Origin of the sequence: Streptomyces sp. NBC_00988, from assembly GCF_045162645.1 — a bacterium.
Taxonomy (GTDB): Bacteria; Actinomycetota; Actinomycetes; order Streptomycetales; family Streptomycetaceae; genus Streptomyces.
Genome location: NZ_CP108730.1, coordinates 10703855 through 10728328, shown reverse-complemented (window position 1 = coordinate 10728328; position 24474 = coordinate 10703855). Strand labels below are relative to the sequence as shown.

Annotated in this window: 19 protein-coding genes; 11 read left to right on the top strand and 8 right to left on the bottom strand. The window is 70.7% G+C overall.

From position 1 onward, the window contains the following. Positions 1–21: 21 nt before the first annotated feature. A complete protein-coding gene (locus OG496_RS48360) occupies positions 22–702 on the bottom strand; it encodes a TetR/AcrR family transcriptional regulator (RefSeq protein ID WP_405975429.1) in 681 nt (226 codons plus the stop codon). Between the two features lie 103 nt (positions 703–805). On the opposite strand from OG496_RS48360, the gene OG496_RS48355 reads away from it, so the two are divergent. Further along, positions 806–1369 (top strand): NADPH-dependent FMN reductase, encoded by a 564-nt coding sequence (locus OG496_RS48355; RefSeq protein WP_366491706.1) that lies wholly within the window; start codon positions 806–808, stop codon positions 1367–1369. Between the two features lie 80 nt (positions 1370–1449). Here OG496_RS48355 and OG496_RS48350 read toward each other — a convergent pair whose 3' ends face one another. Together OG496_RS48350 and OG496_RS48345 are read right to left on the bottom strand one after the other, a co-directional pair. Next, entirely contained in the window at positions 1450–2331 is an 882-nt protein-coding gene (locus OG496_RS48350; RefSeq protein WP_405975428.1) for an LLM class F420-dependent oxidoreductase, read from the bottom strand. An 86-nt stretch (positions 2332–2417) separates the two neighbouring features. Then, positions 2418–3365, bottom strand: a complete 948-nt coding sequence (locus tag OG496_RS48345) for a TerC family protein (protein ID WP_405975427.1) — start codon at positions 3363–3365, stop codon at positions 2418–2420. 239 nt (positions 3366–3604) lie between these two features. Here OG496_RS48345 and OG496_RS48340 point away from each other — a divergent pair, with 239 nt between their 5' ends. From OG496_RS48340 to OG496_RS48330, 3 genes are all read left to right on the top strand, one after another. Further along, positions 3605–4588, top strand: a complete 984-nt coding sequence (locus OG496_RS48340) for an alpha/beta hydrolase (protein ID WP_405975426.1) — start codon at positions 3605–3607, stop codon at positions 4586–4588. A gap of 676 nt (positions 4589–5264) precedes the next feature. Further along, positions 5265–6356, top strand: a complete 1092-nt coding sequence (locus OG496_RS48335; RefSeq protein ID WP_405975425.1) for a helix-turn-helix domain-containing protein — start codon at positions 5265–5267, stop codon at positions 6354–6356. 296 nt (positions 6357–6652) lie between these two features. Further along, positions 6653–7993 (top strand): jacalin-like lectin, encoded by a 1341-nt coding sequence (locus OG496_RS48330; RefSeq protein ID WP_405975424.1) that lies wholly within the window; start codon positions 6653–6655, stop codon positions 7991–7993. A gap of 111 nt (positions 7994–8104) precedes the next feature. On the opposite strand, the gene OG496_RS48325 is transcribed toward OG496_RS48330, so the two are convergent. Further along, a complete protein-coding gene (locus OG496_RS48325) occupies positions 8105–9100 on the bottom strand; it encodes an Lrp/AsnC family transcriptional regulator (protein ID WP_405975423.1) in 996 nt (331 codons plus the stop codon). A 147-nt stretch (positions 9101–9247) separates the two neighbouring features. Here OG496_RS48325 and OG496_RS48320 point away from each other — a divergent pair, with 147 nt between their 5' ends. Next, positions 9248–10888 carry an MFS transporter gene (locus OG496_RS48320; RefSeq protein ID WP_405975422.1) on the top strand — a complete coding sequence of 547 codons (1641 nt, stop codon included), beginning with the start codon at positions 9248–9250 and terminating at the stop codon, positions 10886–10888. A 62-nt stretch (positions 10889–10950) separates the two neighbouring features. On the opposite strand, the gene OG496_RS48315 is transcribed toward OG496_RS48320, so the two are convergent. The 3 genes from OG496_RS48315 to OG496_RS48305 all read right to left on the bottom strand — a co-directional run bounded on the left by OG496_RS48315 (position 10951) and on the right by OG496_RS48305 (position 15185). Then, positions 10951–11925 carry an SMP-30/gluconolactonase/LRE family protein gene (locus OG496_RS48315; RefSeq protein WP_405975421.1) on the bottom strand — a complete coding sequence of 325 codons (975 nt, stop codon included), beginning with the start codon at positions 11923–11925 and terminating at the stop codon, positions 10951–10953. 104 nt (positions 11926–12029) lie between these two features. Next, on the bottom strand, positions 12030–14285 hold the full coding sequence (locus OG496_RS48310) for an MMPL family transporter (protein ID WP_405975420.1): 2256 nt from the start codon (positions 14283–14285) through the stop codon (positions 12030–12032). Positions 14286–14561: 276 nt separating this feature from the next. Further along, on the bottom strand, positions 14562–15185 hold the full coding sequence (locus tag OG496_RS48305) for a TetR/AcrR family transcriptional regulator (RefSeq protein ID WP_405975419.1): 624 nt from the start codon (positions 15183–15185) through the stop codon (positions 14562–14564). A 193-nt stretch (positions 15186–15378) separates the two neighbouring features. Here OG496_RS48305 and OG496_RS48300 point away from each other — a divergent pair, with 193 nt between their 5' ends. The 3 genes from OG496_RS48300 to OG496_RS48290 are packed head-to-tail and all read left to right on the top strand — an operon-like array spanning position 15379 to position 19018. Continuing rightward, positions 15379–16731, top strand: a complete 1353-nt coding sequence (locus OG496_RS48300) for a flavin-containing monooxygenase (protein WP_405975418.1) — start codon at positions 15379–15381, stop codon at positions 16729–16731. Then, complete coding sequence (locus OG496_RS48295; RefSeq protein WP_405975417.1) at positions 16728–17609, top strand: SDR family NAD(P)-dependent oxidoreductase; 882 nt, start codon at positions 16728–16730, stop codon at positions 17607–17609. The genes OG496_RS48300 and OG496_RS48295 overlap by 4 nt, the downstream gene beginning before the upstream one ends. Continuing rightward, positions 17606–19018: an aldehyde dehydrogenase family protein gene (locus OG496_RS48290; protein ID WP_405975416.1), complete on the top strand. Its 1413-nt coding sequence runs from the start codon at positions 17606–17608 to the stop codon at positions 19016–19018. Before OG496_RS48295 ends, OG496_RS48290 begins: the two co-directional genes overlap by 4 nt. Before the next feature lie 16 nt (positions 19019–19034). Here the strand turns inward: OG496_RS48290 and OG496_RS48285 are convergent, their stop codons facing one another. Next, positions 19035–20114 (bottom strand): AraC family transcriptional regulator, encoded by a 1080-nt coding sequence (locus OG496_RS48285; RefSeq protein WP_405975415.1) that lies wholly within the window; start codon positions 20112–20114, stop codon positions 19035–19037. 132 nt (positions 20115–20246) lie between these two features. Here OG496_RS48285 and OG496_RS48280 point away from each other — a divergent pair, with 132 nt between their 5' ends. From OG496_RS48280 to OG496_RS48270, 3 genes are all read left to right on the top strand, one after another. Beyond that, entirely contained in the window at positions 20247–21437 is a 1191-nt protein-coding gene (locus tag OG496_RS48280) for an MFS transporter (RefSeq protein WP_366491720.1), read from the top strand. 102 nt (positions 21438–21539) lie between these two features. Then, positions 21540–23129: a purple acid phosphatase family protein gene (locus tag OG496_RS48275; RefSeq protein WP_405975414.1), complete on the top strand. Its 1590-nt coding sequence runs from the start codon at positions 21540–21542 to the stop codon at positions 23127–23129. A gap of 275 nt (positions 23130–23404) precedes the next feature. Then, positions 23405–24439 carry a LacI family DNA-binding transcriptional regulator gene (locus OG496_RS48270; RefSeq protein WP_405975413.1) on the top strand — a complete coding sequence of 345 codons (1035 nt, stop codon included), beginning with the start codon at positions 23405–23407 and terminating at the stop codon, positions 24437–24439. Positions 24440–24474: the final 35 nt, after the last annotated feature.

The window sequence follows — 24474 nt, the reverse complement described above, 5'->3', positions numbered from 1 at the left end:
GGGCTGTTCACCGGGACGGGCTCAACTGGGCGGCTGCGTACGGGTGATGCGGGCGACGAGGTCGATCCAGCCCGCCTCCAGCCGCTCCATGGGCATCCCGCACTGCCTGGTCAGATGGTTGATCAGGGCCGGGTCGAGATACGCCATCAGCGTCTGGGACAGCAGCTCGCAGTCGGCGTCCGGGAGGATCTGCCGCAGCAGCATCGTGACGTGGGTGCGCAGCGCCCGGAGCGCGGAGTGGGCGAACCGGCGGGTGGGCTCCGGCTGGGCGGCCAGCTGCAGGTCCAGTTGCTCCGCCGAGCGGTACAGGACAGCCACACCGAACGCCCGCAGCCGCTCGACCGGCGGGGCTCCGGGGCCCAGCGGGGGCGGGCCGCCGAGGAAGTCGGCCTGGAGCGTCTGCGCGGAGTGGTCGAGCAGCGCCATCAGCAGGCCGGTGCGGTCGCCGAAGCGGCGGAAGACGGTCCCTTTGCCGACCTGGGCGGCGGCGGCGACCGCCTCCATGGTGACGCCGGCCACCCCGTGCTCGGCGATCAGCCGGGCGGCGGCCTCCAGCAGCTTGGCTCGGTTGCGGGCCGCGTCGGCACGCAGGCAGGGCTCGTCGGCGTAGGAGCGGACCTCCAGCAACTGGGGTTCGCTTATCGACTCCTCGGGCTTCGGAAAGGGCGGCAGGGCGCTGGACATGAAGACAGCGTAAAGCACTGGGAACAAAACTGGACCGCGGTCCGCTTAGCCTGGTACAACTTTTAAACGGACCTCGGTCCGGATCGTTACAGCAGTGTTTCAGCCCCCCTTGGAGTCCCCCATGTCTGTTCGTATCCTCGCGCTCGTCGGCAGCCTGCGTGCCGGCTCGCACAACCGCCAGCTCGCCGAGGCCGCCGTGAAGTTCGCGCCCGAGGGCTCCGACATCGAGATCTTCGAGGGTCTCGCCGAGATCCCGTTCTACAACGAGGACATCGACGTCGAGGGCAACGTTCCGGCCGCCGCCGCCAAGCTCCGCGAGGCCGCCGGCAACGCCGACGCGTTCCTCTTCTTCTCCCCCGAGTACAACGGCACCATCCCCGCCGTCCTGAAGAACGCCATCGACTGGCTGTCCCGCCCCTACGGCGCCAGCGGCTTCGGCGGAAAGCCGGTCGTCGTGGTGGGCACCGCCTACGGCCAGTTCGGCGGCGTGTGGGCGCAGGACGAGGCCCGCAAGGCCGTGGGCATCGCCGGCGGCAAGGTGATCGAGGAGATCAAGCTCTCGATCCCCAGCTCCGTGGTCCGCTTCGCCGAGACCCACCCGTCCGAGGACGCCGAGGTCGTGGCCCAGCTGACCGAGGTCCTCGCCCAGCTGAAGGGCCACGCGGGCGAGGTCGTCGCCGCCTGATCCAGGCACCCCGCCGCACAGCCGAAGGGGCCGGAGTCCACACGGACTCCGGCCCCTTCGTGTCCCAACTGTCGCTCCGGTCAGTCCAGTTCGGCCAGGCGCGGCACCGCGGGTGCCACGAACCGCTCGATCCACTCGACCGGTTCGCCCGTGCGCGGGCCCAGGATCACCGTGTCGACACCGAACTTCGTGAAGCCGTCGATCTCCCGCAGGAACGCGTCGAGGTCGCCCGTGGTGACCGACTCCCCGGTGTGGACGATCGTCTTGCGGATACGGTCGTAGTCGCGCCCCAGGTTGTCGCAGTGACCGCGCAGCACGTCGAGCTTGTGGCGCAGCTCGTCCGGCGTCGACACGATCAGGTTGCAGGCGTCGGCGTACTGGGCGACCAGCCGGAGGGTCTTCTTCTCCCCGCCGCCGCCGATCATGATCTCGGGGTGCGGGCTGCTGATCGGCGCGGGCACACACAGGGTCTCGGCGAGCTGGTAGTGCCTGCCCTCGAAGGGGCCGTTCGTCTCCGGGTCCCACATCTGCAGACAGATCCGCAGGGTCTCCTTCAGCCGCTCGAACCGCTCCGCGACCGGCGGGTAGTGCACGCCGAGACCGTGGTGCTCACGGTCGTACCAGGCCGCCCCGATGCCGAGCGTGGCCCGGCCGCCGGACAGGACGTCGAGCGTGGTGGCGATCTTCGCGAGCAGTCCGGGATTGCGGTACGTCACTCCGGTCACCAGCGCGCCGAGCTGGACCGTGGAGGTGTTGCCGGCCAGGAAGCCGAGCGTGGTGTAGGCCTCCAGCATGGCGTCCTCGGCGCCGCCGTTGAACTCCATCTGGAAGTAGTGGTCCATCACCGAGAGCCAGCTGACGCCCGCCGCCTCGGCCGCGGCGCCCGTCGCGGCCAGCTCGGGCCCGACCGCCGCCGGCCCTCCGGGATGGTTGAACCGGTTGATGTGTACGCCGACCCGCATGCCCGACTCCCTCTCACAGTCCACTTCGCGGTCCACCCGGACCTTGACCGTCCCTCGTGACGGTAGGTCTTCGAGCGCTCTCGAAGTCAAGCGCTTTGCGTCCTCGTGGCGCGCAGGCTGGTGAACGTCGTCACCGCCAGGACCAGCACGATGAAGCCGAGGGAGAAGGGGATGGAGATCTGCGGGACGTGCACACCGGACTCGTGCAGGGCGTGCAGCACGAGCTTGACGCCGATGAAGCCGAGGATGATCGACAGGCCGTAGCTGAGGTGGACGAGTTTCTTCAGCAGACCGCCGATGAGGAAGTACAGCTGGCGCAGGCCCATCAGGGCGAAGGCGTTGGCGGTGAAGACGATGTACGGGTCCTGGGTGAGGCCGTAGATCGCGGGGATGGAGTCGAGCGCGAAGAGCACGTCGGTGGATCCGATGGCGAGCATCACGACCAGCATCGGGGTCATGATGCGCTTGCCGTTCTCCGTGATGAACAGCTTGGTGCCGTGGTAGCGGTCGGCCACGCCGAAGCGGCGTTCGGCGATCTTGAGGAGCTTGTTCTCCTCGTACTCGTCGTTCCCGTGGCCCTTGCGGGCGTCCTGGACGAGCTTCCAGGCGGTCCAGATCAGGAACGCGCCGAAGATGTAGAACACCCAGGAGAACGTGGAGATGATCGCGGCACCGGCCGCGATGAAGCCGGCGCGCAGCACCAGGGCGACCAGGACGCCGACCATGAGCACCCGTTGCTGGTACTGGGACGGCACCGCGAACTTGCCCATGATCAGCACGAAGACGAAGAGGTTGTCGACGCTCAGCGACTTCTCGGTGATGTACCCGGCGAAGAACTCCCCGGTCGGCCTGCTCCCGCCGTAGATGAGCAGCCCGAGCCCGAACAGACAGGCCAGCACGACCCAGACCACGGTCCAGACGCCGGCTTCCTTGACGGAGACGTCGTGGGGTTTGCGGCCGATCAGGAAGTCGACTCCGACGAGGGCGCACAGGGCGGCGATCGTCAGCAGCCAGACGGTCAGGGAGATGTTCACGGGTGGTGCTCCTGGTACAGGAATCGGCAGATGAGGTGATACAGGGGGCCACAGGGGTTTCGACATCGTTGTCTGCGTGAGGCATCCCTTCCACGTCCCGCAGGTGAACAACAGATCACGTCCTGGCAAGGCACCCGCCGTCCGGCGGAGAGGTTCCGCCGGACGGCGGAGGGTGGATCGCGGGTGGACGCGCGGAGTATGGCCGTACGAGCCGCCGCGCCCAGCGTCAGGAGAAGCACATGACGTCCACCCCGCCCCCGCCTCCGTTCGACCCCGAACTCGCCGCGGCGCTGGAGTTGATCAAGGAGTTCATCTCGCCCGGGCTGACGATGGAGGACATCGACGAGATCCGCCGGGGCCCGGCGATCATGGAGTCGATGCAACTGGACCTGACCCTGGACGGCGCCTTCGCCATCGAGGACCGGGAGGTGCCGGGACCGGTCGGCGAACCCGCGATCTCCCTGCTGATCTGCCGCCCGACCGCACCGGCGACGGAAGGGGCACTACCCGTCATCTATCACGTGCACGGCGGCGGGATGGTGCTCGGCAACAACCGGGTCGGGGTGACCGGGGCGCTGGACTACGCACGCGAACTGGACGCGGTGGTGGTGTCGGTGGAGTACCGGCTGGCGCCCGAACACCCTCACCCCGCGCCGGTCGAGGACGTGTACGCCGGTCTGCTGTGGACGGCGGAGCACGCGAAGGAGATCGGCGGCGATCCGGAACGGATCGTCATCATGGGCGCGAGCGCCGGCGGCGGGCTGTCCGCCGCGCTGGCCCTCCTCACCCGCGACCGCGGCGGCCCGCGTCCCATCGGCCAGCTCCTGCTCTGCCCGATGCTCGACGACCGCAACGACACCCCGTCCGCCCACCAGATGGCCGGCATCGGCATCTGGGACCGCACGGCCAACGAAACCGGCTGGACCGCCCTCCTCGGCGACCGCCGCGGCACCCCCGACGTCTCGCCGTACGCGGCCCCGGCCCGAGCGGAGAACCTCACCGGGCTGCCCCCGGCCTTCCTGGACGTCGGCTCCGCGGAGACCTTCCGCGACGAGGTGGTCACCTACGCCTCCCGCCTCTGGCAGTCGGGCGGCATCGCCGAACTCCACGTCTGGCCGGGCGGCTTCCACGGCTTCGACGGGTTCGCCCCGCAGGCGGCGGTGTCGCAGGCGGCCCGGGCGGCGCATGTCAGCTGGCTGCGGAGGTTGTTGGGGGCGGGTTGAGGGGGGCGGAGGTACGGCTGCGGTGACAGGGGCGAGTTGAGGGGGAGTACGGCTGCCGGTGACAGAGGCGTGCCGCGACAGTTCCGGGTTGGCTGGGCACCTTCGTCGGCCTCGCGCTGCAGGCGCCGATTCCGCAGGAGGAACGGGCGACGCACGTGAGCCGGCTGCGGAAGCTGCTCGCGGTGGGTCGAGGGGCGCGGGAATGCGGCTGCGGTGACAGCGGCGTGCCGCGAAGGCTGTTGGCAGCGGCTTGAGGGGCGTGGGAGCGCGGCCGCGGTGCGGTCGGTGTGTTGCGTCGCCGCCGCTCGGCCGGGCGTCCCTCCGCCGGAGGCATGGCACACCCGATGCGGAGGCCGCCAGCGGCTTGAACCCACGACCGCGGCAACACCGGCGCGCCGCGCACGAGCGGCACACCAGGGAAACTCCTCAGTCGCCGCCCTCCAGCGACGGACCGTACGGGATACCCGCGCCCTGTCCCTCCTCTCCGCCGGAGGCATGGCACACCCGATGCGGAGGCCGCCAGCGGCTTGAACCCACGACCGCGGCAACACCGGCGCGCCGCGCACGAGCGGCACACCAGGGAAACTCCTCGGTCGCCGCCTTCCAGGGACGGCCCGTGCGGGATACCCAGGTCCTTTCCCTCCTCTCCGCCGGAGGCATGCCGCACCATGGGCATATGAAAGAGCTGGCCGGGCGCCTGACCGCGCTGGATCCGGACGCCGGCGCCGCCGTGCGGGTCATCGGGTACTTCGATCGGCTTGCCGAGTCGCGGGCCGGGCTTGAGGCGCTGGTGCGCGGGGCGGCGGTGCTGGCCGGGTGTGCCGCGCGGCTGGTCGACGCCGAGCGGCGGGTGCGGGTGCGGGTGGAGGCGGACGGTACGCGCAGGGACAGCGTGTCGCCGCCGGATCCCGCCTGGCCGTCCGCCGCGCTGACGCCGGGCGGTGCCTCCGCGCTCTGGTTGGAGCGTGCAGCGGATGCCGCGCCCAGTGTCGTCGACGCGGTGATCCTGGAGCGGGCGGCCGGTGTCGTACGGCTGGTGCTCGACCGCACCCGGGGCCGGGTGCCCGCCGACGACCCGGAGTTGATCGAGACCCTGCTCGACGTGACGGCTCCCGAGGCGGCCCGGCTGCACGCGGCCCGGCGGCTCGGCCTCGACCCGGCCGACCCCGCGACCCGGGCCCGGGTTCTCGCCCCGCTCGACGGACGGCCCCGGGTCGTCGCCGCGCCGCGGGAGACGACGGGTACGTCCGGCCCGCGCCCCGTGTCGGACGGTGATCCGCAGGCGGCGACAGACAGCTCCGGCGCTCAACCACCGCACACCGACGCCGAGTTGCCCGCCGGCCGCCTGGGCATCGGTCCCGCCGTCCCCGTACTGGACCTGCCCCGCTCCTGGGCCGCCGCCCGCACCGCCCTCCGCTTCACCGCCGACGGCACCGCACAGGACCCCGGCCAGCGCATCGTGCACGCCGACGAGCTCGGCGGCATCGCCCTCCTCGCCGAACTGGTCGCACCGGGTGCCGAACCGCCGCCCGACGTCCATGACGTGGAAGCCGCGGCGGCCAACGCGCCCTGGTTGCTGGCCACTTTGAACGCCGTCGCCACCACCACGAGCCTGCGCGCGGCAGCCACCGAGATCAACGTCCACCACTCCACGCTCCAGGACCGGTTGTCCCACGCGGAGTCCCTGCTGGGCTGGCCGGTGCGCACGCCTCAGGGGCGACTGCGGCTGCAACTGGCGCTGACGATGCGGCACTTGGCGCGGCCGTAGCGGTAGCGGTGGCGGTCCGGGGCGGCGGTCGGAAGAGAGCGGGTTCCCGCCTCACCCTCGCCCCATTCTCCGACAGCTGTCTCCAGTGATGTGGACGCCCTGCCCCCTACATGTGGACCGTATCCCCCCGCACCGACAACAAACGGGCACGCAACGGGAGTTGGCCATCTGGGCGCCACGCGGAATTCCTGATTCGGTGCGGTCGAAGGGGAGTCATAGCAAGCGCTTGTCGCTACATTTTGACATGCTCGCCGCATCACCCTCCCCCTCTGTCACTCCGCAGGAGGCACTTCCCCATGCGCAGACTTCTCGCCTGTCTGGCGGCCGCAGCCGCGGCCCTGGGCGGGATCACGGTGGCCGCCGCGACACCGGCCGCCGCCGCAACGTCGGGCAGCTTCAGCGTGCTCAGCTACAACGTCGCCGGGCTCCCGGAGTCGTTGTCCAGCGCTTCGACGCCGCGGGACACGAGCACCACCGCGATTGGCACGCGCATCGCCCCGTACGACATCGTGAACGTGCAGGAGGACTTCAACTACCACGCCTACCTGTACTCCACCGACACCCACCCGTACCGCACCGCGACCAGCGGCGGGGCCGGTATCGGCAGCGGGCTCAACACCGTCTCCAACTACGCCTGGGACGGCGACGACTTCGAGCGCGTCCACTGGAACTCCTGCCAGATCGACTCGGGCGACTGCCTGACACCCAAGGGCTTCACGTTCATGCGTGAGCGCCTCTCCGAGGGCGTGTACGTCGACTTCTACAACCTGCACACCAACGCGGGTACGAACGACGGCGACGAGGCCTCCCGCGCGGACAACCTCAGCCAGCTCAGCACGTTCATCCAGTCGCACTCCGCGGGCAACGCGGTCGTCGTCATGGGTGACACCAACACCCGCTACACCCGCTCCGCCGACACCATCGCGGAGTTCGGCGCGGCCAACGGACTCACCGACGCCTGGGTCAAGTTGATCCGCGGCGGCGTCGCGCCGGTCAAGGGCAGCGACGCGCTGGTGTGCGACCAGACCGGGGCCACCGTCCCGAACACCTGCGAGGTCGTGGACAAGGTCCTCTACCGCAGCAGCAAGCTGGTCACGCTGAACGCGACGTCGTACAACAACGAGCACGCCAAGTTCCTGACGTCGGACGGCCTGATGCTCTCCGACCACGACCCGATCACGGTCGGCTTCACCTGGTCGCAGAGCGCGGACTACCAGCTCAGCGACCAGTTCGGCGGCCCCCACGGCGACTACTACCAGGACATCAACAGTGTCCCGGCCGCCGCCCGCGCCACCACGATCTCGCTGCGGGCCGGCTCCCGCGTCGACCAGGTCGGCATCACCCTCGCCAACGGCACCACCCTCACCCACGGCGGCACGGGCGGCACCGCGTCCTCGCTGACGCTGGGCAGCGGCGAGTACGTGACGTCGGCGTACCTGTGCGAGAGCAAGTACAACGACACCACGCGGATCTTCTACGCCAAGTTCACCACCAACCTGGGCAACACCCTGGCCGGTGGCACCACCACCTCGGACTGCGTGACCCGCACCGCGCCGTCCGGCTGGCAGATCGCCGGCTTCCACGGGCGCTCCGGCGACGAGCTGGACAAGGTCGGCTTCATCTACACGAAGCGCTGACCCGAAGCACCGACCCGCCGCCGTAGCTACGAAGTACCAAGCACCGTACGGCAGTTGTGAGCCGGATCATCCGCCACCGCGGGTGGTCCGGCTCGGTGCGTTCCGGCCGCCCTACGCGAACGCCGGGGGCACCAGTCGCCCGCGCGAGATGAGCGACGTGGCCTGCTTGAGGCGGTGGACGTGGATGCTCACGCCGTAGCCGTCGATGCCCGCGACGGCGGCGACCTTGGTGGTCAGGTATCGGTACAGGTGCTCCGTGTCGCGGCAGATGACGACGGCCATGACATTGGAGTCGCCGCTGACGGCGGCGGCGAAGGCGACCTCGTCGTGGTCCGCGAGTTCCTCGCCGACGCGTTCGAGGCGGGCCGGGGCGACGCGCAGCCACAGGGTGGCGTTGAGCGCGAACCCGAGGCGCGCGGAGAGCAGTTCGACGTCGTAGGCGAGCGCCCCCGAGTTCTCCAGGGCGTCCAGTCGGCGGGCCACGCGGGCCGTGGACCAGCCGGTGACGTCGGCGAGTTGGGTGTGGGTGGCGCGGCCGTCCTCCGCGAGGGCGTCGAGCAGCGGGGTGTCCTCGTCGGTGAGGCGTACGGGCGGTCCGGTGGGGAAGTCGGGCCGGTCGCGCATGAGTTGACGGATCTGCTCGGGCGTGAGGTGACCGCCGTAGCCCGTCCAGTCGCTCGGTCCGGATGTGCCGAAGGGGTGGATGAGCAGGTCGATGGTCACGTCAAGTACCGATGCGGACTGGGGCAGTTGACGCAGCAGGACGTCGTCGCGCGTCACGTGCACCGGCGCGCTGATGACACAGATGATCTCCGAACCGCCGGACGCGAGGCCCGCGTAGGCGATGTCGGGCCGCCGGGCCAGCGCGTCGGCGAGCGGGCCGACCCGGTCGGGGCGGCAGCGGATCCGGGCGACCCAGCGCGCGTCACCGTGAACGGCGGGGTCGACCAGGCCGACCACCCGCATCACCCCGGAGCGGCGCAGCGCGTGGAAGCGACGGGCGGCGGTCTGCTCCGAGACCCCGGCCACCTCGCCGATCAGCCGGAACGAGGCGCGTGGCGCGCACTGGAGCGCGCGGAGGATTTTCCCGTCGACTTCGTCAATCATGAGGAAAGTGTCGCACCCAAGAGGCCCGCGGTAGAGGTTTCTCGCCGCTTCCCGGTCGTACGTTGGTGATTGTCCATGCCGGAGCTGATCCTTGGACGCGTGCCTGTTCGAGTTCGAGGGCACCGCATTCGAGAAGGAGAGTTCCCCGTGAACGTCACGACCCCGGCGAGCGGGCGGCCCGACCGGCGGGCGGCCACCCTCGTCATGGCCTGCCTCGGCGTCTTCGTCGCCTACTTGCCGGTGACCACGGTCGCCGTGAGCCTGCCCGCCATCCAGACGGCGCTGAACGCGTCGACCGCCCAACTGTCCTGGGTCCAGGACGCGTTCGTGCTGCCCATGGCCGCGTTCATTCTCACCGCCGGTGTCTTCGGCGATGTGCACGGGCGCAAGAAGGTGTTCCAGGCGGGCCTGTTGTTCGCCGCCGCCGGTGCGGCCGTGGCCCTGTCCGCGCAGTCGGTCCAAGTCCTGTGGCTCGGCCAGGCGTTGGCCGGTCTCGGCGCGGCGACCCTGCTGCCGACCACCCTGGCGCTGATCAGCGACGCGGTGCCCGACCACCGGGAGCGCGGCAAGTTCATCGGCCTGTGGGCGACCGCGTTGATGGCGGCGCTGGCCGTCGGCCCGCTGATCGCCGGAGTCATCCTCGACCACGCCGCCTGGCGCTGGATCTACCTCATCTCCGTGCCCGTCCCGCTGATCGCGCTGGGCGTCGCCGCCCGTCTGCTGCCCGACTCCCGGGCCCCGCACGGCCGCAAGCTGGACTGGCCCGGCCAGCTCACCGCCGCCCTCTCCATCACCGCGCTGGTCTACGGCGTGATCGAGGGCGGCGCCGGTTCCTTCACGGACGTCAAGGTCATGGTGGCGCTGTTCACCGCGGTGGTCGGCGGGGTCGCGTTCGTGCTCGCCGAGCGGCGCAGCGACAGTCCGATGCTGGACCTGACGCTGTTCCGCAGTCCGGCGTTCACCGCCACCACACTGGTCGCGATGATCACCTTTCTGGCGCTGATCGGCTTCTTCTTCCTGCTCAGCCTCTACTTCGGCCTGGTGCAGCAACTCGACACGATCCAGGCGGCGTTGCGGCTGCTCATGGTCACCGCGGCGGCGATCGTGGTCGGCCAGCCGGTCGGTCGGCTGATGCACCGGGTCACCCCGCGCGTCCTGATCACCGGCGGTCTGCTGCTCATCTCCGGCGCGCTGTTCTCACTGACCGGCGTCGACGCCGACACCTCGTTCGCGTCCATCGCCTGGCGGCTGGTGCTGCTCGGCCTGGGCATCGGAACCGTCATGACACCGATGACCGCGACCGCCGTGGCCTCCGTGCCGTATCACCAGGCGGGGATGGCCGCGGCCGGCAACAACGCGTTCCGCCAGGTCGGCGGCGCGCTCGGCCCTGCCGTCCTGGGCGCCCTGCTCACCACCAAGGCCCTGGACACCCTGCCCGGCCACCTCACCGACGCCGGGGTGACGGGTACGACGCGGCAGAACATCGTCTCGACCGCCGACGCGGGCGGCCTCGGCGCCGTCGCCCACATGAACCTCGGCCCGAACACCGGCCGGGCCCTGGCCGCACTGAGTGACTCCTTCCTGGACGGCATGCGGCTGTGCCTGGTGGTCGCCGGGTCGCTGACTCTCCTCGCGGCCCTGGTGTGCGTGCTGTTGCTGCGCCGCCCACGACAGGCTTCTTCGTCTACGGCGGCTCCGGTGACCGGAGGCAGCACCGCCTCCGGCACCACCGCAGGGACGCCAACGGCAGTCGTCGTGACGGCAGTTGACCCGGCACCGAACCGCTGAAGCACGAACTACCCATGGGCGGGGCCCCGTTGCGCGACTTCGGGGCCCCGCCCACTGTCGCCTCAGATCGATACGGAGACAGCGGTGAACGTCGTGTCCGGCGTCTGCGGGCTGGTGAAGCGGGCGTTGACGAGATAGAGCCGGTTGCCGAAACGGGCGGCGGTCGTCGGGACGTCGAAGCGCGGGTCGGTGATCGTACGGCGCAGGGTCGCGGTGCCGACCTTGGCGTCGAGGTCGAACACGCTGATCCGGTTCAGCCGGTTCTGGACGACGTACAGCGTCCGGCCGATCCGGAACAGCCCGTCCCCGTTGGCCACGTCGGTCGCGCCGCTCAGGGCGATCTCGGTGGCGCGGCCGGTCTTGAGGGACACGTTGTAGAGCTTGCCGGGGTTGCTGCTGACCACGATGAGCCCGTGCCCGTCCGGGGTGCCGACGATTCCGTTCGCGTTGTTCACCCCGGGCGTCTGCACCCAGTCGCCGGTGAGTGGAAGAGCGGTGACCTCGCCCGCACGGCCGCGGGGGACACCGTAGAGCACGGCATCGAGCGAGTCGGTGAACCAGGCGCGGTCGCCGAGGAGCGTGACGTCGTTGATGAAGTGGCCTGTGGCGGTTGTGAGTTGATAGGTCGTCAGGACGTCACCGGTGCGGGAGTCGACGACTCTCGCGACTCCGGTGCTGCCGGCGACGTACAACAGGCCGTCGTGATCCAGCTTCAGGCCGACCGACACCAGGCCGGTGGCACCCTCCGACAAGATCTCGCCCTCGCCGGTGCGCAGGTCGGTGCGGTGGATGGCGCCGTTCGCACGGGAGCCCATGTAGGCGTACGGCCTGCTGCCGATGGCTATGCCCTCGGGGAGGAAACCGTTGGGCAGCGAGAATTCCGTGGGCCAACTGGCCGGGGCTGTCGATGAGTTGGCGCTTGCCGTGGCGGTACCGGTCGTCGCGGCGAGGGCGGTCAGGGCGGCGCCGCCGAGGAGGGCGCGCCGGGTGGGGTGGAGTTGCGGCTGGGGGTGTGCGTGGGGGTGGATCCGGGTCATCGCTCGGGCCTCCGGATTCGGGACTGAAGGGGGCTCCGGACTCAGGGGTCGGGTGAAATCTTCTTCAACTCCGCCCCAAGGCACGGTATTTGGGTAACGGCCCATCACTCCCCGGAGTTCCCACGCACACCACCCGCACCTACGGGTTCGGGTTCCTCACTGTCCGCCGGTACGACCTTCTGAAGGCTGCTTCCCTCGACGTCCAGGTCGGGCAGCAGGCGGTCCAGCCAGGCCGGCAGCCACCAGGCGCCCCGCCCCGCGAGGGCGAGCACCGCCGGTACGAGCGTCATGCGGACGGCGAAGGCGTCGATGGCCACGCCGACGGCCAGGGCGAACGCGATGGGTTTGATGAGGGAGTCGTCGAGCGGGAAGAACCCGGCGAAGACGGTGAACATGATCAGGGCGGCGGCGGTGACGACCCGCACGCCGTGCCGCGCGCCGTCGACGACCGACTGGCGGGCCCGGCCGGTGTGCGCCCACTCCTCGCGCATCCCGGACACGAGGAACACCTCGTAGTCCATGGCCAGTCCGAACAGCACGCCGATCAGGATGATCGGCAGGAAGCTGACGACAGGACCGCTGTGCGGCACGCCGAGGACGTCGGCCAGCCAGCCCCACTGGAAGACCGCCACGACCAGGCCGAGCGAGGCACCCACCGAGAGCAGGAAGCCGACGGCGGCCTTGACGGGGATGACCAGCGACCGGAAGACCATCATCAGCAGGAGCAGGCTCAGGCCCACGACGATGGCGACGAAGGGCAGCAGGGAGTCACTGAGGCGGTTGGAGACGTCAATGTTGACGGCGGTGGTGCCGGTGACCGCGATCGACGCGCCGGTGGTGGCACGGAGGTCGGACGCGACCGCGCGGATGTCGCGGACGAGTCGGTCGGTACGGACGCTGTCGGGACCGGAGTTGGGCAGCACCGTGACGACGCTCTGTGCCGGGTCGCTGGTGGGCTCGGGCGGCAGGACGGCCTTGACGTTCTTCAAGGTGCGCAGTTTCGCGGCCACTTGGGCTCCGGCCCGTGAACTCGCTGCGGCCGTACGGTCGTTGGTCTCGGCCAGGACGAGCAGCGGGCCGTTGAAACCGGGGCCGAACTTCGCGCTGATCGTGTCGTAGGCGGTGCGCTGGGTGGACGCGTGCGGGGCGGAGCCGTTGTCGGGGAGGGCCAGGCGCAGGTCGGCGGCGGGCAGCATGAGGGTGACCAGGATGCCGGTGACGGCCAGCACGGTCAGCAGTGGTTTGGCGATGACCCACTTCGTCCAGCGGGCGCCCAGGCTGGTGCGACCGGTGGTTCCCTCGGCACCGGTGGTTCCCTCGACGTCGGCGGCCCGCCGGGCGGCGCGGCTGCCGGGCTTGGGGGCGAGCCGCGTACCGGCGAATCCCGCGACGGCGGGGACGAGAGTGATCGCGGCCAGCACCGCGATGAGCACGGCTCCAGCTGCCCCGAGGCCCATCGTGGTCAGGAACGGGATCCCGATGACGCTCAGCGCGGCGAGCGCGATGATCACGGTGGCGCCGGCGAAGACCACGGCACTGCCGGCCGTGCCGACGGCCAGCGCGACGGACTCCTTCGGGTCGGTTCCGCGGGCGAGTTGCTGTCGGTGGCGGGAGAGGATGAACAGGACGTAGTCGATGCCGACGGCCAGGCCCAGCATCAGGGCGAGCGTGACGGCCGTGGAGGAGATGCTGACCGCGGGCGCGAGGGCGAGCAGTCCGGTGAGTCCGGCCGCCACCCCGATCAGCGCGGGCAGCAGCGCCATGCCGGCGGCGAGCAGCGAACCGAACGTGACGACGAGCACGAGGAGCGCCACGGCCACGCCGATGATCTCCGACGGTCCGATGTGAACTCCGTTGCTGTTGAAGACGGAACCGCCCACCGAGGTCCGCAGCCCGTCCCGCTCCGCCGCGTGGGCCGCGCTCTTGATGGCGTCCACGGACGAGGTCCGGACCTCCGCGGTCTGCACGCGGTACTGGACCTGGACGATCGCCGTCGTCCGGTCGGCGGAGACGGCGCCAGAGGCACCGGGGTCGACCACCCCGCTGACCTGGGGCGCCTGCCGGGTCTCCGCCACCGCCTTGGCGATGACCGCGCGGTACGGGGCTTCGGTGATCCGGTGCCCCTCGGGTGCCGTGAAGACGATCTGGGCGCTCGCGCCCGAGGCCTCCGGGAAGGTCTTGCTCAGGCTGTCCAAGGCCCGCTGCGACTCGGTGCCCGGCACCGAGAAGCGGTCGTCGAGCTTGCCGCCGAAGACGCCGACGCACGTGATGAGCGCGGCCAGCACGAACAGCCATATGCCCAGGACGAGTTTGCGGTGCCGGTAGGCGCCGAGGCCCAGCCGGTGAAGCAGGACAGCCATGACTAACTCCCTGGAAGGGGGCGGAGGAAGGGGAGGGAACACCGACCGGACGGCAGCCGGACGCCGGCCGCGTGAGGGGCTCGCGCCGAGGGGCGTCCCGATCGATGAGCCGGACTTTATCACTCGCTCAAGTCGACCGACCCAGTCATTCAACCGTGACGCACGTCTCCCCCGCCATAAGACCAGCTCAGAGGCGATGTTCAGGCGACAAAAACAAGCGACCTTGTCGTATGACAAGGTCGCATATGGGTTGGGCGGCGCCCCTGGCGTGTCGCGTCAGCTCACCGGTACCGCCACCAGCTCCAGCCGTCCCCCGGCCATCGCCACCACGGCGGACGCGAAGGCCTGGAGGCAGGTGCGCTCGGCCTCCTCGTCGGGCAGCGCGAGGTGTTGCAGCATCAGCCCGTCGAAGGCGGCGAGGAAGAACCGCGCGATCGCGTCGACGGGCTGGGCTAGGGGTTGGCCGGCGCGCTCGGCCGCCTCGGTGATCAGCTTCGCGGTCACCTGGGTCACCCCCCGGTAGTGGGCTTCGAGGGCCTCGCTCAGAGCGGGCGAGCGGAGTGCGAACAGGGTCAGTTCCGTGAGGAGTTGATGGCTTTCGGGCTGCTCACGCACCGTCCGCCACAGCGCGGCCACCAACGCGCTCGCCGTCTCCTCGAACCCTCCGTCGGCCGGCGCCGCCTGCTCGACCTGGGCCACCAGATCCTGCGTGAGCTGCTCCATGACCGCGAGGTACAGCCCTTCCTTCGTACCGAAGGTGTAGTGCACCGTGGCCTGGGCGACCCCCAGCTCGGCGGCGATGGCACGCGTACTGCCGGCCGCGACCCCCTCCCTCGTCATGAAGTCGATGGCCGCTTTGATGAGCTGGGGGCGGCGCTCGGCCGCGGAAACGTGAGCCATGACCCCATCATATCGACTGAGTCTCCCGAACAAGTCGTCCGAACAAGTCGGGATTCGCGCAGCCTGGCGCCCGGGACAGCGCCACGGCCGCTGAGGTCCGGTCCCTGGCCGCGCGGGTCAGTTCCCGCAGCTCAGGGAGTGCATACGTTTTCCTCCACCACCCGTCGAACGGGACGAACGAGGAGGCAGGCTCGTGAAGGAAGACAGCCAGTTGGACACGTGTGTGATCGGGGCGGGGCCTGCCGGACTGGCCGTCGCCCGGGCCCTGGCCGAGCGGAAGCTGCCGTACACGCATCTGGAGCGGCACACCGGGCTCGGCGGTATCTGGGACATCGAGAACCCGGGCGGCCCGATGTACGAGTCGGCCCACTTCATCTCCAGCAGGACCCTCTCGGGCTTCGGTGGTTTCCCGATGCCCGACCACTTCGCGGACTATCCGCCGCACCGGCAGATCCTGTCGTATCTGCGGTCCTTCGCCGACGCCTACGGGCTCACGGACCGGATCGAGTTCGGCGTCGGGGTGGAGAGCGTCGAGAAGAACGCGGACGGCACCTGGACGGTCGTCCGGGCCGACGGGCAGGAGAGCCTGCACGGGCAGGTCGTGGTGTGCACGGGCTCGCAGTGGCACCCCAACATCCCTGAGATTCCTGGGCAGTTCAGCGGCGAGGTCCGGCACACCGCCGGTTATCGCAGCGCGGAGGAGCTGCGGGGCAAGCGGGTGCTGGTCGTGGGTGCGGGGAACTCCGGCTGCGACATCGCGTGCGACGCGGCCCGGACGGCGGACCACGCGGTGATCAGCATGCGGCGCGGGTACTGGTTCATCCCGAAGCACCTGTTCGGGCGCCCGGTGGACACCATCGCCAACAGCGGTCCGCATCTGCCGATGTGGCTGGCGCAGCGCGTCTTCGGCGGACTCCTGCGGATCGTCAACGGCGATCCGACGCGCCTGGGCCTGCAGAAGCCGGACCACAGGCTCTTCGAGACGCACCCGGCCATCAACTCGATGCTGATCCACCACCTCCAGCACGGCGACATCACCGCCAGGCCCGGCATAGCCCGCGCCGAGGGCAGCACCGTGCACTTCACGGACGGCACGAGCGACGACTTCGATCTCGTCCTGTTGGCGACGGGCTACGTCCACAAAGTCCCGGTCGCCCAGCGGTACTTCGGGGACGAGCAGCATCCCGACCTGTATCTGTCGTCGTTCTCGCGCGAGCACCAGGGCCTGTTCGGGATCGGGTTCGTCGAGACCAACTCGGGCGCGTACCAACTCTTCGACAGCCAGGCGCAGTTGATCGCCGGTTATCTGAACGACGCGCGTCACGGTCTGCCCAACGCCGAGCGGTTCGCCCAGATGATCCGCGCCGACCGACCCGACCTCTCCGGCGGGCTGAAGTTCGTCGCCTCGCCGCGTCACACCGGTTACGTCGACAGCGGGGCGTTCGTGAAGTACCTCGGCAAGGTCGCCCGCCAGATGGGCTGGCGCACCGAGGGCCAGGCTCCGCCGGTGCGGTCCGCCGCCCGACGCGTGGAGGCGACGGCATGAGCGGGAGGTTCGACTTCACCGACAAGGTCATGCTGGTCACCGGCGGCGCGGGCGGCATCGGCAGCGCGCTGTGCAACCGCTTCGCCTCGGGCGGCGCGCGTTGTGTCGTCGTGGACATCGACGGGGTCCGTGCGGAGAAGGTGGCCGCTGAGCTACCCGGTCTCGGCCACACCGGCATCGGCTGCGATCTGATGCAACGCGCCGACCTGGAGCGGCTGTTCGAGCAGGTCGCCGATGTCTACGGCCGCATCGACGTGCTGGTGAACAACGTGGGCATGACCAGCTCGGAGCGCTTCGACGTCCGCAGCGTCGAGAGCATCGAGCGGGAGATCACCCTCAACCTGACCTCCCCGCTGGTCACGACCCGGATCGCGATCCCCCTGCTGAAGGCCTCGCGCGATGCCCGCGTGGTGACCACGGTCTCCCTCGGCGGGATCTTCCCGCTGGGCGAGACGCCGATCTACACGGCGTCCAAGTTCGGGCTGCGCGGCGCGATGCTCGCCATCGGCCTCGATCTGCGGAGCAAGGGCATCCTGGCCGGGTCGGTGCTGCCCTCGGCGACCGACACCCGCATGCTGCGCCAGGAGGCCGTGGACGGCGGCAACTCCATGCAGTTCCAGGACCAGCCGCAGCAGCCCGCGAACGTCGTCACGGCCGTCGTGAGCCTCCTCGACAGGCCCCGCCTGGAGGCCTACCCCCGCTCCGGCGAGTCCCGTCTGGTGCGGTTCGCGATGCTCGTACCGAACCTGCTGCCCAGGATCTTCCCCCTGTTCCGCAGGCGCGGCGACCGCGGCATGGCCCGCTACCTGGAGGAACTCCGCCGCCGCGGCCTGGCCCGACAGACCGACGGACGCTGGGAGTTGGTGGAGGAGGCATGACCACGAACGAGACCCTGACCATCGTCAACCCCGCCACCGGGGAACCGATCACCACCCTGCCCGCCGCGAGCGCCGACGACGTCACCAAGGCCGCCGAACAGGCCCAACTCGCCTACGACACCGGGACTTGGTCACGCCGGCCCGTCCGTGAACGTGCCGCCGTACTGCTCCGCCTCTCCGACCTCATGCAACGCGACGCCGAACTCCTCGCCCGGCTGGACAGCGAGGACGCGGGCAAGCCCATCACGGAGTGCCGTACGGGGGACGTGCCGGGCGCGATCGAGTCGATCCGCTGGTTCGCCGAGGCGGCGGACAAGGTCTTCGGCCGGATCGCACCGAGCGGACCCGACGGCCTGGGCCTCATCACCCGCGAACCGGTCGGCGTAGGTGCGGCGATCCTCCCCTGGAACTACCCGCTGGCGATGGCCAGTTGGAAGATCGGCCCCGCCCTCGCAGCGGGCAACTGCCTCCTGCTCAAACCCGCCGAGGCGACCCCCCGTTCGGCCCTCCACCTGGCCACTCTCGCCACCGAGGCCGGCCTACCGGACGGGGTACTCACGGTCCTCCCCGGCTACGGCGACGAGGCCGGCGCTGCCCTCGCCCGCGACCCCCTCGTCCAGGCCCTCTCCTTCACCGGCTCCACCGCCACCGGCCGGCACATCCTCAAGGCCGCCGCCGACAGCAACTTCAAGCGTGTCTCCCTGGAGATGGGCGGCAAGAGCCCCCAGGTGTTGATGGCCGACGCGCTCTCCTACGGCGACGCGCTGATCGGCGACATGATCGAGGCCGCGTTCCTGACGATGGGGCAGAACTGCACCGCCGGTTCAAGGGTGTTGGTGCACCACAGCATCGCCGAGGAGGTCGTGGAGAGGTTCACCGCCGCGGCGAGGGATCTCGCCATCGGCGATCCGGCCGACCCGCGCACTCAACAGGGACCGCTGATCAACCGCGCCGCCTTCGACCGGGTCGCCGGTGCCGTGGATGCCGCCCGGGCGGCCGGGGCCCAGATCCACACCGCGGGACTCCCCCACGGGCTGCCCGCGCGCGGTGCCTACTACCCGCCCACCGTGATCACTCGCGCCCCCGCCGAAAGCGCCGTACTCACAAGGGAGTTGTTCGGTCCCGTGGTCACCGTCGAGACCTTCGGCTCGGAGGAAGAAGCGGTGCGGATGGCCAACGCCACCGAGTACGGGCTCGCCGCCTCGGTCTGGACCCGCGACCTCGACACCGCGCTGCGGCTGGCCCGGGGCATCGCGGCGGGCGTGGTCTCCGTGAACGCGTACAGCGAGGGCGACATCACCACCCCCTTCGGCGGCTGGAAGCAGTCCGGGTTCGGGGGTGTGGAGAAGTCGACGAACGCCTTCGACCAGTGGACGCGGGAGAAGACGGTCTGGATCCACACCCGTTGACCACCCGCTGACCGGGTCACTCGCGGTGCGCCGTCGCCCGGAGCAGCTGTTCCCGCAGCTGGCCCGGAGAGCTGCCGTGCCAGCGGCGTACCGCGCGGCGCAGGGCCCGTTCGTCGGAGAATCCGGCGCGGCGGGCGATCTCGCGCAGTGTCAACTCCGGTCGGAGCAGCAGCTGTTCGACACGTTCCCGGCGTACGCCCTCGGCCAGGGCCTCGTACGTCGTGCCGCAGTCGGCGAGTCTGCGGCGCAGTGTCCGTTCGCTCGTCGCGTGCCGTCGTGCCTGTTCGCCGAAGGACGGGATCACCGGGAGGCTCTGCGCGACGGACACCTCCAGGACTTCGAGGAGGTCCTGCTGGTCGGTGCGGGAGGCGAGTTGGGCGTCGAGTGTCTCCAGGGTCGAGGCGTAGGTCACCGGGTCGCGGCCGGGCATCCGGGCAGCGGCCCAGGCGGGGTCGATGACGATGCGGTCGGTCGGGGCGCGGAACCGGACCGGACAGCCGAACAGGGCGCCGTAGAGCTCGTGTTGGCGGGGTGGCGGCACGGAGAACTCGACCACGCGCGGGGCGAAGTCCGGGCCGACGGCGAGCCGCGAGAGGGTGACGACGGAGGCGAACCCCTCCTCGATCAGGAAGGACGCCACGCTCGGGTCGACGGCGGGGTCGGGGAGGTCGGCGCGCAGGACGAAGGCACCGTCCTCGCCGACTCCGGTCGACCACACGGTCATCGCGCCGGAGAGGTTCTGGTAGCGCACGCCGGTCTCGATGGCGTGCCGGAGTGTGTCGTCGGCCAGCAGCGCGAAGCCGAGCAGGCCCCAGGCGGTGAGGTGTTGGGCCGCGCCGACCCGCAGGCCCAGCCGCTCGTCCCCGGTGAGTTCCACCGCACGCCGGATCACCGCGCTGCCCTGCCGGTACGACACCCTCAGCGCGGCCGAGCGCATGAGCGTCTCGTCCAGGCCGACCTCGCTCAGCAGGGGCCGTAGATCGACTCCGCGTGCGTCGGCGACGATGACGAGATAGCGCAGGATGTTCGGCTGGATGGTCGCCGACGTGCTGCGGCTGGTCCCGGGCGGGTCCGCCGGGGCGGGGGCAGGGAACATCGCACTCACCTCCTCGTGGGCGACCACCGTAAGCATCCGGACGGCAGCGGTCGTACGGGCTGGCCGCCGGAGTCCCCTCAACGGCCCCCGGCGTCCTGCGTTCGCCCTGCCCCGGCTGAATACGGTCTGTGCATGTCAGTCAGTACTCCGGGCCGGGCCCGTACCGGGCGCCCCGCCGACCGCGCCGGTGCCCGAAGGGCGACGACCCTCGCGTTCGCCGCGCAGGGCATGTCCGTCGCCGCCGTGTACACGACCGTCCCCGCCGTCACCGAGCATCTGAAGCTGTCCCCGCTCCTGACCACCGCCACGCTGGTCGGGGTGGCCCTGACGGCGGGGGTCGGCAGCTTCCTGGGGCTGGCCGCGGTCCGCGTCGCCGGGCCCGTCGCCACGATGCGCGGGGCGCTGCTCACGGCCGCCGTCGCACTCACCCTGATCGGCTGGGCTCCCGGCCCGCAGACCGTCATCTGCGCGTACGTCCTCTTCGGCCTCGCGGTCGGCGGCCTCGACGTCGGCATCAACACCCGGGCCGCCGCGATCGAACGCGCCTACGGCCGTAGCGTCTTCGGGTCGTTCTACACGGCGTGGAGCGTGGGCGGCGTGCTCGCCGCGCTGCTGACTGCCGGCGCGGCCCGGCTGGACCGGCCGGTGGGCGACGGCCTGGCCGTACAGGCGGGCTTGCTGCTGGTCGTCGCTGTCTGTCTGCGCACGCACACCCTCCCCTCCTCCCAAGTGCCGTCCTCGCAGCCACCGTTGGGGCGCCGGCTGTGGCTGCGGCTCCTCCCCTTCGGGCTGGTCCTGCTCGTCGTCTACGTCGTGGACTCGACCGTGTCCGCCTGGTCGGCGGTGTATCTGCGGCAGACCCTCGGCGCGTCCCTCGCGGTGGCGCCGATGGCGTACGCGGCGTACCAGGCGGGCACGGTCGTCGGCCGCGCGACCGTGGACCGGCTGGTGCAGCGGGTCGGTACCGGCGCCGTCGTCCGCACGGCCGCCCTGGTGGTGGCGGGTGGCCTGGTGGGTGTGGCCACGGCTCCGAGCTGGCCGTTCGCCGTGCTCGCGGCGGGAGTCGTGGGGCTCGGTGCGTCGGTGCTGGCGCCACTGTGTCTGGCCTCCGCCGCACGGTTGCGGCCCGCCGCCTCGGAGACGGTGCTGGCCCGACTGAACCTCTTCAACTACGCGGGCGTCGTCACCGGCGGCGCGGTGAGTGGACTCCTCGGCTCCACCGGGGAGTTCCGGCTCGCGTACGCGGCACCGGCCGCGCTCGCGGTGCTCGTCCTGACCGGTGCCCGCCACTTCACGCAGCCGCCGGGGACATCCGAGACATAGGAAACGAGCCAGGCAATGGGCGGGATATGGCCAGCTCATGGGCAGGCGGCAATCGGTCGTTCAACCGGCGCTGCCAGCGTCGCGCCCATGAACACTCCTCGCATGGGTCTTCCCGACCGGCTCGCCGACACCCTGAGCATGCCCGAGCAACACGAATACCTCCGCCGCGCCTTCTCCCGCCGCGGTCTGCTCCGCGGTGGCGCGGTCGCCGCGACCGGGGTCGCCCTCGCGGGCGGCACCGCCGGTGCCGCAATGGCGGCGACGCCCACGCTCGTGCCGGGTTCCGCCACCTCCGCTGTGCACGGTTCGCTGGTCGCGCCGTTCGGCAGACACATCGCCTACGGCGCCGATCCGCGGACGCAGATGCGGGTGTCGTGGCAGGTGCCGCTCCCGGTGAAGAAACCCTTCCTCCGCATCGGCCGCAGCCCCCTCGACCTGAGCCACCGCATACCGGCGGAGGTGCGCGACCTGTTCACACCGGCCGGGATCGGCAAGAGCGCCGACATCGACCAGTACTACGTGCACGCGGCCCTCGACAACCTGAGCCCCGACACCACGTACTACTACGGCGTCGGCCACGACGGCTTCGACCCGGCCGACGCGGGTGCCGCGCACACCGTGTACTCCTTCAGGACCGCGCCCCGCACGCACAGCACCCGGCCGTTCACGTTCACCGCCTTCGGTGACCAGAACCCGAGTTACACCGCGATCGGCCTCAACGCCCTTGTCCAGGCACAGAATCCGGCGTTCCATCTGCACGCGGGCGACATCTGCTACGCGGAGGAGACCGGCCACGGGCTGCCCGGTGACGCGAGCAACTACGATGCCCGCCAGTGGGATTCGTTCCTCGCGCAGATCGAGCCGCTGTCGAGCCGGGTGCCGTGGATGGTGGCGTTCGGCAACCACGACATGGAGTCCTGGTACTCCCCCAACGGCTACGGCGGCAACGAGGCCCGATTCACCCTCCCCACCAACGGTTTTGACGCCACGTCAGCTCCCGGCGTCTACTCCTTCGTCCACGGCAACGTGGGTGTGGTGTCGGTCGACGCGAACGACGTGTCGTACGAGATCCCCGCCAACAAGGGCTACACCGGCGGGAAGCAGACCGCCTGGCTGGACAAGCGGCTCACCGAACTCCGCGCCCGCACGGACGTCGACTTCATCGTCGTCTTCCACCACCACTGCGCGTTCTCGACCACCAGCTCGCACGCCTCCGAGGGCGGGGTGCGCGAGCAGTGGGTGCCGCTGTACGAGAAGCACCAGGTGGACCTGGTGGTCAACGGCCACAACCACGTCTACGAGCGCACCGACCCGGTCGTCCAGGACAAGGCCGTCCGCACCCTGCCCATCGGCGGCACCCACGAGCCGACCCGCGGCGGCGTCGTCTACGTGACGGCGGGCGCGGGCGGCGAGAGCGTGTACAGCTTCCCCGTCGCCGACAGCTACGAGGGGCACGAGGACGCGATCGACTCGGTGCCGACGTACTGGACGGGCAAGGACGGCCAGGTCACCGAGAACGTCGACTGGTCCCGGGTCCGCTACACCGGCTACTCGTTCATCCGCGTCGACGTCGAACCGGCCACGCCCGGCCGCACGACGACCCTCACGGTACGGGCGCTGGCGGCGACCGGTGCCGAGGTCGACCGGTTCACGGTGTCCCGCAAGGTCAGGAAGGCCGGGCACGCCTACTAGGTGGACAAGCGGCGGCGGTCACCGACGTGGTGCCGGTGACCGCCTGCCGCCGACACGTCATGGTGGACGGCGCCGTCAAAGCCTCGCTTGGGGAGTTGGGGAGTTGGGGCTCCATCGCATCTACGGCACCCGCGACCCGCGGAACCTCGGCTCGGCCCGGGTGCCGGCCGGACTCGGCATGAGGTGCGAGGGCCGAGTGATTCCCGACTCCGGCCCGGAACGCCCTCGTACCGTCCCCTGCCAGGCATCCGCCCACCCCGGCTACAGTGCACACCGTGTGGGCGGACAACCAGGAGCGCGAGCCGCGCGCCGACGGACCCCGGCGGCGGGCCACGATCCATGACGTCGCGCAGCTGGCCGGGGTGTCCCGGCAGACGGTGTCCCGTGCGGTCAACGACAAGGGTGAGATCGACCCCGCCACCAAGGAGCGCGTCCTGGAGGTCGCGCGCCTGCTGGACTACCGGCCGAGCCGGTTCGCGCGGGGGCTCGTCCGCAAGGGCGCGGTGACGGCGGGGCTGGTGCTCCCGGATCTGATGAACCCGTTCTTCCCCGAGGTGGCCGCCGGTGTGCTGGAGGCGGCCGAGGAGCGCGGCTGGCAGGTCGTGGTGTGGGACTCGCGCACCGACGAGAACCGGGAGCTCCAGGCGCTGGACAAGTTCTCCCATCAGGCGGACGCGGTCGTCGGCTACTTCAAGAACCCGGACGACCTACTCGCCCGGCACCTCGGCGGTGTACCGACCGTGGTGCTCGAACGCGGGCCGCACCAGACCCGGTTCGGGGCCGTCGGCATCGACGCCGCCGCCGGTGTCGCGCAGGGCATGGCCCATCTGGTGCGTGCGGGGCACCGCCGGATCGGCATGCTCGACGGCGATCGGATCGACGCCCCCGGGCCGCGCAGAGAGGCCTTTCTGGCCGCCGTACGGCAGCACCAACTGCCCGTCGACGGGAAGTGGGTCGTGCCCAGTCCCGAGCACAGCGTGGTCGGCGGCGAGGTGGCCATGGGTCAACTGCTCGACGCGCGGCCCGAGTTGACCGCCGTCTTCGGGTTCAACGACCTGATCGCCGTCGGGGCTATGCGCGCGGCCCGGCACCGTGGGTTGCGGGTGCCCGACGACCTGGCCGTGCTGGGCTTCGACGGGCTGTCGCTGGGCGAGTTGGTGGAGCCGGCGCTCAGCACCCTGCACATCGACAAACGGCGCTTGGGCCGGCTCGCGGTCGAGCAGGTCGCCCGACTCAGCGCGGGGCAGGAGCCGTTGACCGGCGCCGACGCATGGGTGATTCCCCAACTGGTGGTGCGGGCCTCGGCGTAGTCCCGGCACGGCGCACTCCCAGCCGCTCCGGCCGC